This window comes from Paracandidimonas lactea (genome assembly GCF_021653995.1).
Classification (GTDB): domain Bacteria; phylum Pseudomonadota; class Gammaproteobacteria; order Burkholderiales; family Burkholderiaceae_B; genus Allopusillimonas; species Allopusillimonas lactea.
Map to the genome: position 1 here is coordinate 171862 of NZ_JAJJOZ010000002.1, position 14995 is coordinate 186856.

Annotated in this window: 13 protein-coding genes; 8 read left to right on the forward strand and 5 right to left on the reverse strand. The window is 61.5% G+C overall.

Translation table 11 applies throughout. The features are described 5' to 3' along the window. Positions 1 to 100: 100 nt before the first annotated feature. Positions 101 to 1171, reverse strand: coding sequence for a porin (locus LOL23_RS04740; protein ID WP_237173225.1), 1071 nt, complete (start codon positions 1169 to 1171; stop codon positions 101 to 103). A 494-nt stretch (positions 1172 to 1665) separates the two neighbouring features. On the opposite strand from LOL23_RS04740, the gene LOL23_RS04745 reads away from it, so the two are divergent. The 8 genes from LOL23_RS04745 (at position 1666) to LOL23_RS04780 (ending at position 10042) form a co-directional block, all read left to right on the forward strand. Further along, positions 1666 to 2529: an IclR family transcriptional regulator gene (locus LOL23_RS04745; protein ID WP_160977751.1), complete on the forward strand. Its 864-nt coding sequence runs from the start codon at positions 1666 to 1668 to the stop codon at positions 2527 to 2529. Between the two features lie 47 nt (positions 2530 to 2576). Next, complete coding sequence (locus LOL23_RS04750) at positions 2577 to 3365, forward strand: alpha/beta fold hydrolase (protein WP_202411626.1); 789 nt, start codon at positions 2577 to 2579, stop codon at positions 3363 to 3365. Positions 3366 to 3428: 63 nt separating this feature from the next. After that, positions 3429 to 4421 (forward strand): Bug family tripartite tricarboxylate transporter substrate binding protein, encoded by a 993-nt coding sequence (locus tag LOL23_RS04755; RefSeq protein WP_160977753.1) that lies wholly within the window; start codon positions 3429 to 3431, stop codon positions 4419 to 4421. 65 nt (positions 4422 to 4486) lie between these two features. Continuing rightward, a complete protein-coding gene (locus LOL23_RS04760) occupies positions 4487 to 6001 on the forward strand; it encodes a carotenoid oxygenase family protein (RefSeq protein WP_160977755.1) in 1515 nt (504 codons plus the stop codon). 3 nt (positions 6002 to 6004) lie between these two features. Next, positions 6005 to 6694: an alpha/beta fold hydrolase gene (locus LOL23_RS04765; RefSeq protein WP_160977757.1), complete on the forward strand. Its 690-nt coding sequence runs from the start codon at positions 6005 to 6007 to the stop codon at positions 6692 to 6694. Between the two features lie 77 nt (positions 6695 to 6771). Further along, a complete protein-coding gene (locus LOL23_RS04770) occupies positions 6772 to 7740 on the forward strand; it encodes a tripartite tricarboxylate transporter substrate binding protein (protein WP_237173226.1) in 969 nt (322 codons plus the stop codon). Continuing rightward, positions 7737 to 8558 (forward strand): SDR family NAD(P)-dependent oxidoreductase, encoded by an 822-nt coding sequence (locus tag LOL23_RS04775; RefSeq protein WP_237173227.1) that lies wholly within the window; start codon positions 7737 to 7739, stop codon positions 8556 to 8558. Before LOL23_RS04770 ends, LOL23_RS04775 begins: the two co-directional genes overlap by 4 nt. Continuing rightward, entirely contained in the window at positions 8555 to 10042 is a 1488-nt protein-coding gene (locus LOL23_RS04780; RefSeq protein WP_237173228.1) for an aldehyde dehydrogenase, read from the forward strand. Before LOL23_RS04775 ends, LOL23_RS04780 begins: the two co-directional genes overlap by 4 nt. A gap of 98 nt (positions 10043 to 10140) precedes the next feature. Here the strand turns inward: LOL23_RS04780 and clsB are convergent, their stop codons facing one another. Genes clsB through aspS form a run of 4 tightly spaced genes read right to left on the reverse strand, consistent with a single transcriptional unit; the run spans position 10141 to position 14972 of the window. Continuing rightward, a complete protein-coding gene (clsB, locus tag LOL23_RS04785) occupies positions 10141 to 11370 on the reverse strand; it encodes a cardiolipin synthase ClsB (RefSeq protein ID WP_237173229.1) in 1230 nt (409 codons plus the stop codon). Between the two features lie 7 nt (positions 11371 to 11377). After that, positions 11378 to 12295, reverse strand: a complete 918-nt coding sequence (locus tag LOL23_RS04790) for an alpha/beta hydrolase (protein ID WP_439652071.1) — start codon at positions 12293 to 12295, stop codon at positions 11378 to 11380. Between the two features lie 16 nt (positions 12296 to 12311). Beyond that, entirely contained in the window at positions 12312 to 13157 is an 846-nt protein-coding gene (locus LOL23_RS04795; RefSeq protein ID WP_160977763.1) for an endonuclease/exonuclease/phosphatase family protein, read from the reverse strand. A 24-nt stretch (positions 13158 to 13181) separates the two neighbouring features. After that, a complete protein-coding gene (gene aspS / locus LOL23_RS04800) occupies positions 13182 to 14972 on the reverse strand; it encodes an aspartate--tRNA ligase (RefSeq protein ID WP_160977765.1) in 1791 nt (596 codons plus the stop codon). Positions 14973 to 14995 lie beyond the last annotated feature (23 nt).

Sequence of the window (14995 nt, forward strand, 5' to 3'; positions counted from 1 at the left end):
CGGCGCGTCAGTTGTGGCCCGAGCGACCGACGCATACCGTTCAGATGCCGCCGTCGTGGACACGGCGGGCGGCGTTGGTTATTTCGACGCTCAGGCCGGGTCAGAACTGGTGGAACAAACCGATCGCAACGCCGGACTGGTGGGTTTTGCCGCTGTCCAGTTTGTAGGCCGCGCCGCCGGTGTCGGAGGTGAAGCCCAGGTTGATGGGGCCGCTGCGGGCATGCACGGCCATCAAATAGACGTTGGTGCGCTTGCTGAAACGGTGCATGGCGCGCGCGGCAAACTGTTGCCAGGTGTCGTCCGTCAGGCCCAGGTACCCGGTGGGGGCGTTCTTGAAATGCTCGCGATAGTAGGCCAGCTCGATGCTATTGGCGGGCGTGAATTGATACATGGCGCCAAGCGAGAAAAAGTGGCTGACAATGTCCGCGGCTTGGCGTTGTTCAATTTCGCGATAGCGGTAGACGCCTGAAATCTTGTATGAGCCGAATTTTGCCTGCAGGCCCGCGAGATAATTGTCCGTGTCGCCGGTGCGTGTGGATGTCGGCGTTGCCTCCAGGTGGTCATAGCCAAGCATGGCGCGGATGGGGCCGAATTTATAGCTTGCCGCCGCGCCATAGGCGGACGTCTTGCCGGCATCGTAGCGCATCTGGTCTTCCTGGCTGCGGAAGCCGTAGTAGGCGCTGGCATCCAGTTTCTCGAAAGTACCGCGATACTTTACCGAGTTGTTGGAGCGCGAGGTCACATACCGTGAAATCGGGTCATACTGGCCAGACCATCCGAACGGTGTGAACGCGCCGGTGATGCTGAAGGCAGAGGTGTATTGCCGGCCGAGGGTGAGTTCGCCCCACTCGCCCTTCAGGCCGACCATGGATGTACGATTGAACAACCCGCTGCTGTCGCCCTTGCCGGTGCCGACGTTGAAGCCGCTCTCCAGGCGGAAAATGGTTTTCAGGCCATTGCCCAAGTCTTCGCTGCCATGCAGCCCCCAGCGTGTACCGCGCTGGCCGCTGGAGCGCATGCCTGTTTCCGTGCCGCCGGGCGCATTGTTGTAGCTTTCCACGCCGGCATCGACAATGCCATAGAGCGTTACCGAGCTGGCCTGGGCCATGCTGGCGGATGTCAGGCCGCACAAAGCCAGTGCGGCCACGGTGGCCGCGTTCGTGTACTTCATTGTGATGTCTCCCTGTGTTTATCGGAGGCGCCCGACGGAGAAGTCCGGATATGGGCGTTTGCGGGGAGGCCTTGCCTTTGCGTCAGGGCGTATCCCTTGAAGGGCCGCAATCTTGGCATCCGGAAAATAGCGTGGCAATCACAACCGCCCGCAATTCCGCACAGTGAAAATTTGAAGCTTCAGACACAGTAGAAACCCGTAGCCCCCGTAGCTTGCCCATGTGGTCTGCCGTAGCAGGTGACGAAACATGACGCCGTAGGACGCGAGACGCCACGGCTCCGGAAGTCGGACACAGGAAGATGCTAGTTGCTTAAATAATTTATAGGGAAAATACTGATATTTAAATATCAATAACTTAAAAGAGCTTCTTCCGCACAGCGGTATTTGATGGAAGAGTGTTTGGTGTTGTCGCAGTGCGCTGGCATTCTGACTCCACTTTCCGGTGGCGGGTTGCGTAGGCGCACAACAACCCCTTCCGTATAGTGAGATAAGACATGATCAAGCGCGCTGAGCACCAAGTCATTAATGCCGAAGAGTCCGAGCGTCGCAGTGAGCGCAAGTTTGTGACGGCGCTGGCCCGCGGGCTGCAGATTCTGGAATCATTTCATGCCGACCGTGAACTGGGTAACCATGACATCGCGCAACGCACAGGTCTGCCGCATACGACGGTGACACGATTGACCTACACCCTGACCGAACTGGGCTATTTGCGCCGGGCGGGGCACCACGGCAAGTACGTGGCGGGCGCGGGTTTTCTGGGCCTGAGCGCGTCGATCAACCGCAACCTCGGTGTGCAGCGTGTTGCCAGGCCTTATATGGAGCGGTTGTCGTCCAAGCTCGATTGCTCCGTCATCCTTGGCATGCGGGATCGGCTGTCGATGGTGTTTCTGGAAGTAGTGCGGCCCCAGCGCAGCCAATTGGTGGTCAACACGGATATCGGCTCTCGAGTGCCCATCACGACGACCGCGATTGGCTTGGCGTATTTGGTGGGCGCGCCCTTGGCGGATCGCACTCGGCTGCTCGCGCAGTTGCAGGCGGAGAGCAATGAGGACTGGGCGGAGGCGCGTGGCCGGATAGAGCGAGCCTATGCCAACTATGACCGCAGGCGCTTCGTGTTGCACGAGAAATCATGGTCGCGGGAAGTCAGTGCGGTTGCGACGCCGCTGGTGCATGGCGGAGACGGCAATGTGTATTCGTTCATGTGCGGTGGCCCCAGCAGCGCGATGACGCGCGCCAGGCTGATCAATGAAGTGGGGCCGTGCCTGGTCACGGCTGTCAATGAGATACGTGCGGCGCTGGCGCGTACCTCTATTCCGAAACTGCCCGCCGATACACATGTGGCATACGGGCGGCAGTAAACCGTTTGCAGGATTTTTACAATTTCGTTAGCAGGATTAGTACATCCATGAATCCCTATCGCTTTCCCGATTATCAGGTAACCGGCGACGCCGACACAACAGTGTTTCTGCTGCACGGCGCTTATGGTTCCAAAACATATTTCGAGCATGAGATCAACACCCTGGCGAGCAACGGCTACCGCGTTGTGGCCTGGGATGCACCGGGCTACGGTGTGAGCCCGCTGCCTGCGGACGGCTTGAGCATCGAGCGTCTTGCCGATACCGCAGCCACAATGGTGGAGCGCCTTGGCACCCGCCGTAATGTCGTGTTGGGCCACAGCATGGGCGGCATCATTGCCCCCGGCGTTGCGGTTCGCCTGCCCGGCAAGGTGCACGGGCTGGTGGTGTCGGCCACCGTCGCCAGCTTCAGCCGGAAAAGCGAGGAAGACAAGAAGACGTTTCTCGAAGAGCGCATCGCGCCGCTCAAGCAGGGCAAGTCTTTCCGCGAAACGGCGATGCCGGTGATCCTGTCCATGTTTGCGCCGGGCTCGTCGGGGCCGATGGTAGACCTGGTGCAGCGCATTGCCGCAGGCACCCACGCCGATACATTCTGCGCCGCAATCACAGCCATCACAAACTATGACGGGCTGGATACGCTCAAGCAGGTTGCTGTGCCGACATTGCTGTTGGCGGGGGCGCACGACAAGGTCGGCCGTCCAGATGGTATGGAGCAGCTTACCGAGCTGATCCCGCACGCCGAGTTCGTGTGTATTCCAGATGCGGCCCACTACGCTTTCGCCGAGCAGCATGATGCGTTCAACAGCCATGTGCTGCGGTTCTTGTCCGCGCTGAACTAAGCAGATTTTCCAGCCATTCTTCTGATTTATTGATGCGGCGAGATGCCGCACTGCTCAACCACCATGAAACTGTTCAATGTTAAGTTCGCCGCGGCGTTGGTCGCGGCGGTAGGGGGCTTTTGCGCCATCCAGCCCGCTTTTGCCGACGATGCCGCTACCTGGCCCACGCGCGATGTGCGCATGGTGGTGCCTTATCCTCCCGGCGGCCTGGCCGATTCAGTGACGCGTATTATTGCCGAGCAGATGGCCAAGGATACGGGGTACGGAGTCGTTGTCGAGAACAAGCCCGGCGCCAATGGCCAGATTGGCTTGAATGAAGTGATACGCGCGCCCAAGGATGGGCATACGCTTGGCCTGATCGTGCCCGCCACGATGATCACCCTGCCGTTGACGGACCCTAACTACAAAATCAAGCCGCTGTCGCAGCTCGAACCCCTGACCATCGCTGTCGATACGTACCTGACGTTGGTCGTCAACCCCGAAAGCGGGGCGAAGTCGATCAAGGAATTTGTCGAGTATGCCAAGTCCCAGAAGGAGCCGCTGATGTATGGCATCCCTGGCATCGGCTCGAGCTTTCACTTCAACAACGTGACCATGGCCCACAAGCTGGGCTACAAGGCGACCAGTGTGCCGTATACCGGCGAGTCGGCCATTTTGATCGACATCGCCGGCGGCCATATCGACTACGCCCTGGTGAGCAATGCCGGAAAGACGTATATCGAGGGCGGCAAAGTCACGCCGCTGGCTGTGACGTCCCGCAAGCGTGTTTCGGCGCTGCCGGATGTGCCGACCTTTAAAGAGCTCGGCTACGACTTTGTGTCTGACGGTTGGGTAGGGTACGCGGCGGCCGCCGGCACGCCGCAACCCGTGCTTGACAAGGTTAGCGCCGCGCTCGTCAAGGCACTGAAAGCGCCCCGCGTGCAGGAGCTGCTCGGCAACATGGGCTATACGGTGACCGCGAACTCGCGCCATGAGCTGACCGAGCTGATTATTGCACGCGGCCGCAGCTACTCCGACGTGATCAAGTCGGGCCAGATTGTACTGAAGGAAGAATAACGCCGGTCAGTATTCGGCGCATCGAGACAGCGACAACGTCGCCATTACTAAGCAAGGAAGAGACCATGTACGAAATAATCAACACGGTTGCCAGTTCATTGGATCCCAATACCGACCACCCGTTTCTGCGCGGCGCGTTTCAGCCCCAGTTCGACGAGGTAACGGCAAACACCGACACCATGAAAGTCATCGGCGAAATTCCAAAGGATCTTGCCGGCATCTACATCCGCAACACGCACAACCAGGTGCATGAGGCGCTGGATATTTATCACCCCTTCGATGGCGATGGCATGCTGCACGCCATGCATTTCCAGGATGGCAAGGCGACGTACCGCAACCGCTTTGTGCGCACCACCGGCTTTCTGGCGGAACAGGCCGCTGGCAAATCGCTGTGGCCCGGCATTCTGTCGCCGCAAAAATACACGCGCCGCGGCTGGGGCTCAATGGGGGCCATGAAGGACAACGCAGGCACGGACGTGATGGCGCACTGTGGCAAGCTGCTGGCGTCGATGTCGCAGGGCAGCGAGCCCTGGCGCCTGGATCCATTGTCGCTGGAAACGCTGGGTGTGGACGGCAACTGGGCTCAGCGCGTACCCGACGGCGTGGCGTCGCACTACAAAGTTGACCCTGCGACGGGCGAGATGATGTTCTTCAATTACCCTGAGCGCTGGCCGCACATGCACTACGGCGTGATCGACAAGAACAACCAACTGGTGCACTACGTGCCCATCGAGCTGCCCGGCGCGCGCTGGCCGCACGATATCGGTGTCACCAAGAACTACACCATTTTGCATGACCTGCCCTTCTTCTTCGATCCCGAACTGCTCAAGAAGGGCCAACGCAAGATTACGTTCTTCCCCGACGTCCCTGCCCGCTTCGGCATTCTGCCGCGCCATGGCGACAACTCGACCATCAAGTGGTTCGAGGGCACGCCCTGCCACATTCTTCACCTGGCGAACAGCTACGAGGACGGCGATGAAATAGTGATGGACGGTTGCATCATGCCCAATCCGCACAAGCCGGCCGTCGGCCAGACCGAAGGCGGGCGGCAGGGCGCCTACCAGCGCATCCGCGCGCACCTGGACAAGCACAACAACCCGACCCATATGTACCGCTGGCGCTTCAACCTGCGGACGGGACAGACGCGCGAAGAAATGATCGACGACGAGATCACCGAGTTCCCCGTGATCAGCAACGATTACGTTGGCCGGCCGTATCGCTACAGCTACAACGTGCTGTACGAAAAGGGCGAGTGGCTGTTCCGCGGCCTGAAGCGCTACGACATGCAGGATCGCAAGACGCAAACCTTCGAGTACGGCCCGGGCCGCTACGGTAGTGAGCCGCAAATTGCACGCCGCATCGGCGCCAAGGCGGAGGATGACGGCTATCTGCTGACCTTCCTGAACGATATGAACCTCAACCGTTCGGAGTGCCTGATCCTGGACGCCAGCAATATCTCGGCCGGCCCTGTCGCCCAGATCATTCTGCCGCACCGTATTTCGGCCGGGACGCACGCGTGTTGGGTGGAAGCCGATCGCATCAGCGGAGAAGGCCGCGATCCGGCTTACATTCCGGGCTAAGCCATGAAAACGCTCGTGTTGATTCCCGGCCTGAACAATACAGGCGCGGTATTTGATGGTGTGGCGGCGGCCATGCGTGAGTGTGCGGATGTTCGCACGCCCACGTGCGACGCGCTGCCGAGCGTTGAAGCCATTGCGGACGCGCTGGTGGTGGACTTGCCCGACCGTTTCTGGCTGGGCGGGTTTTCTTTCGGCGGCTACGTTGCCCTGGCGATGCTGGAGCGCTATCCGGAGCGCATCGAAGGCATCGCGTTGATCTGCACTGCGCCGTTCGCCGATGCACCGGCCCAGAAAACCCGACGCCAGCAGGCGATCGAACGGGCGCGGGCCGGTGGGTACAGCGAAATGATCGCGCAACAGGCTGCCAATGCGTTTCACCCGGACAGCCTGGCCGATGCATCACTGATGGCGGCGCGTTCGGCCATGGTTGCCGACTACGGTGCGGAGCGTTTCATCGCCCATACCGAAGCGGTCATGGCGCGGCCGGATCGGCAGTCGCTGCTGACGGGAGACATCCCGACGCTCGTGGTGGCGGCCAGCCATGACAAGGTATTTCCGCCTTCCAGCGTGACTGGCTTTGGGGCGGCGATACCGGGTGCCACCGTGGCCTGCATCGAGGGCGCAGGGCATCTGGCGCCGATGGAGCGGCCCCAAGCGCTGGCGGACACCTTGCGCGCCTGGATGAATGCCTGACCGCAAGACGCCACTTCGTCCCATTCACCGCGTCTGGTGGATGGGACACATTCAATGAAAAGTTAGGAGATAACGAGATGCAAAGGCGTGCCTTTTGCGTTGCCGCTGTCGTGGCGGCAGCTTCGATAACGTGGACGAGTGCGGCGCTTGCCGCATATCCTGATAAACCGATACGCGTTGTGGTGCCCTATCCGGCGGGCGGCGCCGCCGACACCATTGCACGGGTATTCGGCGAACGTCTGGCTGCCATTGCGGGCCAACCGGTCATTGTGGAGAACAAGGGCGGCGCATCGGGGATGATCGGCGCCGAGGCAGTTTTGCGAGCCGAGCCGGACGGATACACACTGTTGCTCACGCCGACCACGCAGTTGACCAACACAGGTTTCAATATCAAGCCGTCTTATGATGCCGTGGATGATTTCGCGCCTGTGGTCGGCCTCACGCGTGCGCCTATGGTGTTGGCGGCGGGCAAGCAGTCGGGCATCACGGATCTGGCCAGCTTGGCCGAAGCGGGCAAAAAGCGTCCGATCGCCTATGGCTCTTACGGCGCAGGCACCTCGACCCATATTGTGCTGGACGTGCTTAGCAAGCAACTAGGCCTGGACAGCACACATGTGCCGTACAAAGGCGAGGCGCCGATGCTCAACGACATGCTGGGTGGCCAGATCGACATTGGCCTGTATTCGGTCAGCGTTGCGCGCGCCCAGGCGCAGGCGGGCAAGCTGAACCTACTCGGGCTGCTGGGGATCGCGCGTAGCCAACTGCTGCCGCAGCTTGCCACTCTGCAAGAACTGGGGCTGCGGGACATGGACTGGCAGTATGGCGTGGGTGTGTATACGTCCTCCCGTGTTCCGGCGGCGCAGTTGACGAAGCTGCAGGCAATGTCGATGCAGGCTGTCCGCTCCGATGAGGTGGGTAAACGCTTTCAGGATCTTTCCCACGAGCGCTGGGCAGGCTCGCCCGAGGAGATGCAGGCATTGCTGATCAGTGACAGCAAGCGATGGGCCGCATTGATACAGCATGTTCAAGCAGGAGAACAGAAATGAGTGGAAACGGTGGCGAGGATCGTATGGGCGGCGGGCTGCCGCTGCCTGCAATGACACCGCAGGCTGGATATCGGCTGCTTGTGGTGGGGGGCTGCGGGGGGATGGGACGCCAGTTGGTTCGGGCCGGTGTGGGCCTTGGCCTGGACATCTGCGTGCTGGATCTGGAGGCTTCGTGCAGCCAGACGGAAAAGATTGCTGGCGTCGAGTATATCCCTTGCAATGTGTCCAGCGAGGCGGATGTGACCGCCGCATTTGCGCGGATCGGCGAGAAATGGGACGCCTTGGATGGATTGGTGAATCTGGTCGGCTATACCGGCGAGCGGGTTGCACTTGAAGACATGGAGACCGATGGCTGGCACGGCATCATTGATGCCAGCCTGCATGGCATGTTCTACGTGGCGCGGGCGGCTGCGCCACTGCTGCGGCGTGCACAAGAGCAGGGTCGACAGCCGGCTGCCGTGCTGGTTTCGTCGACGTTTGGCGTCCGCGTTGCGCACACGGGCTATGCCGCCTATGCGGTCGCCAAGGCGGGTGTGATGAATCTGGTACGCGCGTTAGCCAGCGAATGGTCGCCGGCGATTCGTGTCAACGGTATCGCGCCGGGCGTGATCGAGACAGCGTTCCTGAAAGGTGGAACTGGCCGCCCCGAGAAAAAGACACATCTGGATATTGATCGCTTTATGCATACCGTGCCAATGGAGCGGTTGGGCCAGCCAGAGGAGATCGTCTGGCCGACCCTGTTTTTGTTGGGAGCGGGCGCAGGCTATATCACTGGCCAGACGCTGCATGTGAACGGTGGAACATGGATGGCGGCATGATGCACAAACTTTCGATACCTGAGATTGTCACCAGCTATATCCAAGGTGGCTGGGAACCTGCGGGCAGCACGCGGCTGCCTGTGCTCAATCCTGCCACCGAAGAAACCATTGCCTGGGTGTCCGAAGCGGATGAAGCGCAGACCGCGCGTGCCGTCGAGGCCGCCCACGCCAGTTATCGTGCGGGGGTCTGGTCGCGGATGCCGGTCGCGCAGCGGCGTGCCGTATTCCGCCGCATTGCCGAGCTTACCGCGCAGCACTTTGACGAGCTGGCGGGCCTGGAGGTGATCAACACAGGCCTGCCCTTTGCATATGCGCGCAACCGGCAAATTCCGCGCATTGTGCGCAACTTTGAATTTTTTGCCGACTGGATGTCGCAGAACACAGAACGCAGCGGGATCCAGGACGATGCCTACCTGCGCTATGTGGTGCGTGTTCCGGCAGGCGTTGCGGCGCTCATATCGCCCTGGAATGCGCCGCTTGCGCTGGCGTCGACCAAGATTGCCGCCGCCCTGGCCTTCGGCAACAGTTGTGTGGTCAAAACGGCTGAGCAGACACCGCTTGCGGTGGCGCGTTTCATGGAGCTGCTGACTGAAGCGGGCGTGCCGCCGGGTGTGGTCAATATGGTCAACGGACGGGGCGATGTCACGGGCGATGCGCTGGTGCGTCATCCGCTGGTCAACGTCGTGTCGTTTACCGGCGGCACTCATACCGGCCGCATGATTGCTGCCGCCGCGTCGCCGCAGCTCAAGCGCGTGGATCTGGAACTCGGCGGCAAGTCTGCCAATATCATTACTGCGTCGGCTGATCTGGATGCGGCCCTGGACGGCGCCTTGAGCGCTATCTACACCAATAACGGCCAGCAATGCTTTGCGGGCTCGCGCATCCTGGTGCAGCGTGAGATTGCCGACGCCTTCATCGGTGCTTTTGTTGAGCGAGCACGCAGCATCCGGGTGGGCAGCCCCGACGACCCGGACACCGAATTGGGGCCTTTGGCGAACGCGCAGCACTATGCGCGTGTCATGTCGTTTGTCGAAACCGCCAAGGCCGAAGGTGCGCGGATTCTCACGGGCGGGCAGCGCCCCGCGCACTGCCCCAAGGGTTACTACATCGAGCCGACAGCGGTGCTTGTGGACTCGAATCAAAGTCGACTTTGCCAGGAAGAAATCTTCGGGCCATTTGCGGCAATTCAGATCTTCGACACATTTGACGAAGCAATCCGCATTGCCAACGACTCGGCGTTCGGCCTGGTTTCGTACCTGTGGTCCTCCGACCTGGAACAGTGTATGCGAGCCGGCAATGAGATCGAGGCGGGTGTGGTGCTGGTCAATACGCCGATGCTGCTTGACCTGCGCTTCCCTTTTGGTGGGTTCAAGGATTCGGGGTTGGGCCGCGAAGGCATAGAAGGCATGCGGCATTTCTATACCGAAGAGAAGACGGTCACGATTGCCCTGCGCAGGCCCGACATGGTCAGGTTTGGCGCATAAGGCTCGGGTGCCGGGCGCTGTGATCGCCCGGTGCCTGGCGCCTGGCATCGGGCGGGTGGGCAGCATGTACCGCGGCCCATCCGGCCTTGGTTTGCCAATCAGTATTCCGACGACTTGCCCGTCAGGGCCACGCCGATGCGCAGCATGAGGTAGGATAGGCCATCGATGAAGTGGCCGATTCTTCCGCGACGTTGTAGATCGGTGGGTGTGACGCGGCGTGCGTTGCGTGCGATTTCCTCTTCCAGTGTGCGTGCCAGTTGGGCGGCAAAGGCATCGTTGCGCACATATACATTGGCCTCGCGCGCGAGCAGCAGGCTGAACGGATCCAGGTTGGAGGATCCCACTAAAGCGCAATTATCGATGGCGGCTACTTTGGCGTGCAGATAACTGGCCGTGTATTCATACAGCTCAATCCGCGCGTCCAGCATTTTCCAGTACATGTATCGGGTGGCCCGATATTGCAGCAGGTATTCCGCATGCCCCTGCAGCAGCAGGCGCACGCGTACGCCGCGCGCCGCCGCATCAGCCAGGGCTTTGCGCAGCCGGCGGCCAGGCAAGAAATAGGCGTTGGCGATCAGCACGTTGTCTGTGGCGCTCGCCAGCGTGGCCAGATATACATGTTCTACAGTCTGGCGGTGCAGGATGTTGTCGCGCAGCAGCAGGGCCGCGCGCACGCCAGGCGTGAACACCGGCTGCTGCCGGCCCGCGCGCAACTGGCGCCCCTTGAGCCAGTTGCGGGTGCGCTGGTAGAACGCGGCCCAATCGTCCCGCCTGCGCCAGGCCATGCGCAGCCACAGCGCGCCCTGGGCGCGTATCAGGTCTTCCACAATGGGCCCCCGCAGGCACACGGCATAGTCGAAGCGCGGCTCAGGCCCACGGCCATTGTCGGGAAGGTCTGCGTAGTCGTCCAGGATGTTGATGCCGCCCACGAAGCCGGTCTGGCCGTCGATCACTGCTGTCTTGCGGTGCAGCCGCCGCAAGATGCGCATATTCAGCCGCACATGCCGCAGGCGTCGCGGCACCGGGCGGTAGACGCGGTATTGCGCCCCCATGGCTTCCAGGCGTGCGCAAACCTGTTCGACGTGGTCGCTGCTGCCGAAGCCGTCAATAACCACGCGCACCTTGACCCCGCGTTGGCATGCCCGCTCCAGGTGGTCAAGCACGGAACGTGCCGTGCGGTCGAACGAAAAAATATAGGTTTCCAGATGGACCAGGCTGTGCGCCCTGTCTATGGCGTCACACAGTGTAGGGAAGAACTGAACGCCGTTATGCAGCAGCGTAATCTCGTTGCCGTAGTGCCAGCCCAGGCGCAGATGTCGAGACGGCATCGTCTAGTCAATTGGCGCGCCCGCCAAGCCCCATGCTATGCAGGATGTGCCGGCTGATGGCTGACTCCACCTTCCGCAGTGCCATCAGCACATTAAAGTGGCTGGCGCCGGCCACTTCCAGCAGCGTCGCGGGGTAGCCAGCATCCAGCCATGCCTGGCCGTAGGCACGGCTCTGGCGCTTGAACTCATCCGTTTCATGTTCGCCCCAGGCCACCAGCAATGGGCGGCCGCGTTGCGGCAGGTGAAACTGCGGGCTCAGCGCAATGGCGGTGCGTTCATCCAACTGCGTCCATGCGTTGACATGCGTACCGATCAGCGGACGCAGGTCGAACAGCCCGCTGATCGGGCTGGCACTGTGCACGACGCTGTCGGGCAGGCCCAGGTCGGATTGCCAGCCGTCGGCCAGGAGCATGCCAGCCAATTGGCCGCCCGCTGAATGGCCGCTGACGTGTATGCGCGCCGGGTCGCCGCCGTAATGGGCGATGTTTTTCCATGTCCAGGCCAGTGCGCGACGGCACTGGTCAAGGATATGTGACAGCGTGACGGCGGGCGCGAGCGAATAATTGATCGTAACGACCATGGCGCCTGCCGACGTGAAAGCAGGTGCTATGAAGCTGGCATCGTCTTTTGACAGCGCTCGCCAGTAGCCGCCGTGGATAAAAAAGAAACAGGGTGCGGCGGCAGACCCGGGCGCGGGAAAGATGTCCAGGATTTCGTCAGGGTGGTCGCCATAGGGCACCGACTGCCAGCCGTCCACGCGCGACCAAGCCTGTGCGCTGAGGTCGGTGTACTCGCGCAATTGGTGCTCGCTATCGGGCACTGCGGCACGGGCATTGTATTGGCGGTCCATCTCTGCGGGCGAGTAGCCCATCGGATTGGCAGGCGGGAGGAGGCGGTTGGCGCCGGACGTTGGTGGGATGGACATCGGGCAGCGCTCCTGGTCAAGGGAGTTCAAGTTCCGCAAACAGCGGCGCGTGGTCGGAAATCTGTCGCCACGGCGCACCCTGCAGCACGCGCGCCTTGCGCACGGCAAACCCGCGTTGATAGATGCGATCGAGCCGCAGCCAGGGAAAGGCGGCGGGGAAAGTGCGGGGCGGTGGAGTAAGGCGGGCGGCGCCGTTTACACCGAGTTCGTGGATCGTTTTGGCGACTTGGGTGCGCTGCGGCATTTTGAGCAGCTTACTGACGGAATAGCGCAGTCGGCGCGGCGCGGTGTCATTGTGCGGGGCGATGGCGAAAACCTCGTACAGGCCTAACTGTTGGACGAACAGTGGCGCCAGGCGATTGTGCCAGTCGTTGAAGTCGCCCGCGATGAGCATGGGCTCGTCATCGGGCACCAGGCGGCGTATGCGTTCGACCAGCGCGGCCACCTGCCGTGACCGGCTGCCAGCAAACAGCCCCAGATGTACGACCAGGCAGTGTACGGGGGCGCCGTCCACGTCCACCACCGCATGTAGCAGGCCGCGCTGCTCCAGCCGATGGTCGGAGATATCCTGGTTTTCGTGCTTGAGGATGGCGAACCGCGACAACAGGGCGTTGCCGTGGTCAGTGCGGGTGCGTATGGCATTGCAGCCATAACAGGCGTTTAGCCCCAGGGCCGCGCCCAGCGATTCGTGCTGGGCGTTGAGGCTGAAGCGCTGCTCGTTGCGCCCCTGGATTTCTTGCAGGAAGAGCAAGTCGGGGCGCAGTGAATAAAGCCCAAGGCGCAAGTCGGCAAACGATTCGCGGGCACCGGTGGCGGAACGCCCTTTATGAATGTTGTAGCTGACGACCCGGATGACCGACACGGCGACCTCCTGAAGTGTTCTCCCTTACTTTACCTCTGTATTGCGCAGACGGATATGAAGCTCGCGCAATTGTTTTTCGTCTACCGCCGAGGGGGCCTGGGTAAGCAGGCACTGGGCGCGCTGCGTCTTGGGGAACGCAATGACGTCGCGGATAGACTCGGCGCCCGTCATCAGCGTGACCAGGCGATCGAGGCCGAATGCCACGCCGCCATGCGGCGGCGCACCGTACTGCAGCGCGTCGAGCAAGAAGCCGAACTTGACGCGTGCCTCTTCGGCGTCGATGTTAAGCGCGCTGAAGACTTTGCGCTGGATATCGGCGCGGTGGATACGTACCGAACCGCCGCCCAGTTCCCAGCCGTTGAGCACCATGTCGTAGGCCTTGGCCAGCGCTTTGCCGGGATCGGACTCGAGCAGGTTCTCGTGGCCGTCTTTGGGGCTGGTGAACGGATGGTGCGCGGCGAAATAGCGGCCTTCGTTCTCGTCGTATTCGAACATGGGGAAATCGATGACCCAGAGCGGCTGCCAGCCCGCTTCGAACAGGCCGCTTTCTTTGCCGAACTCGCTGTGGCCAATCTTGACGCGCAGCGCGCCAATGGCGTCGTTGACCACCTTGGCCTTGTCGGCACCGAAAAAGATCAGGTCGCCGCTCTGGGCGCCGGTGCGTTCGATGAGCTGGCGCAGCGCGTCGGTGTGGATGTTCTTGACGATGGGCGACTGCAAGCCTTCGGGAATGGCGGCGGCGTCGTTGACCTTGATGTAGGCCAGGCCCTTGGCGCCGTAGATGGCCACGAACTTGGTGTAGTTGTCGATCTCGCTGCGGGGCATGCTGGCACCGCCGGGCACGCGCAGGGCTACGACGCGGCTGGCCGGATCGTTGGCGGGGGCCGAGAACACCTTGAAGTCCACATCCGTCATCAGGTCGCCGACGTCGGTGAATTCGAGCTTGACGCGCAGGTCGGGTTTGTCGGAGCCATAGCGGCGCATGGCCTCGCCCCATGTCATGAGGGGGAAGGGGCTGGGCAGTTGGGTGTTTTGTGTGTTGGCGAAAACCTGGCGGATCATGCCTTCGAAGATCTCGCGGATCTGCTCTTCGTTCAGGAATGAGGTTTCGCAGTCGATCTGGGTGAATTCGGGCTGGCGGTCGGCGCGCAGGTCTTCATCGCGGAAGCACTTGGTGATCTGGTAATAGCGGTCGAAGCCCGACACCATGAGCATTTGCTTGAACAACTGCGGCGATTGCGGCAAGGCGTAGAATTCGCCAGCGTTGACGCGCGAGGGCACGAGGTAGTCGCGTGCGCCTTCAGGTGTGCTCTTGGTGAGCATGGGGGTTTCGATGTCGATGAAGCCCAGGGCGTCAAGGTATTTGCGCACTTCCATGGCTACGCGGTAGCGCAGCATCAGGTTGTTTTGCATATGCGGGCGGCGCAGGTCCAGCACGCGATGCGTCAATCGGGTAGTTTCAGACAGATTGTCGTCGTCGAGCTGGAACGGCGGCGTGACGGACGCGTTGAGCACTTCGATTTCGCGGCACAGGATCTCGACTTCGCCCGAGGCCAGATCAGTGTTGGTGGTGCCTGCCGGGCGCAGGCGCACCAGGCCAGTGACGCGCACGCAGAATTCGTTGCGGATGTTCTCGGCGGTGGAGAAGGCTTGGACGTTGTCGGGATCGACGACGATCTGGGCCATGCCAGCGCGGTCGCGCAGGTCGATGAAGATGACGCCCCCGTGATCGCGGCGGCGATGAACCCAGCCAAACAAGGTGACTGTCTGGTCAAGGTATTGTTTGTTGACCTCGCCGGTGTAGCAGGTACGCATCGAGGAATACTCCGTAGTGAAAT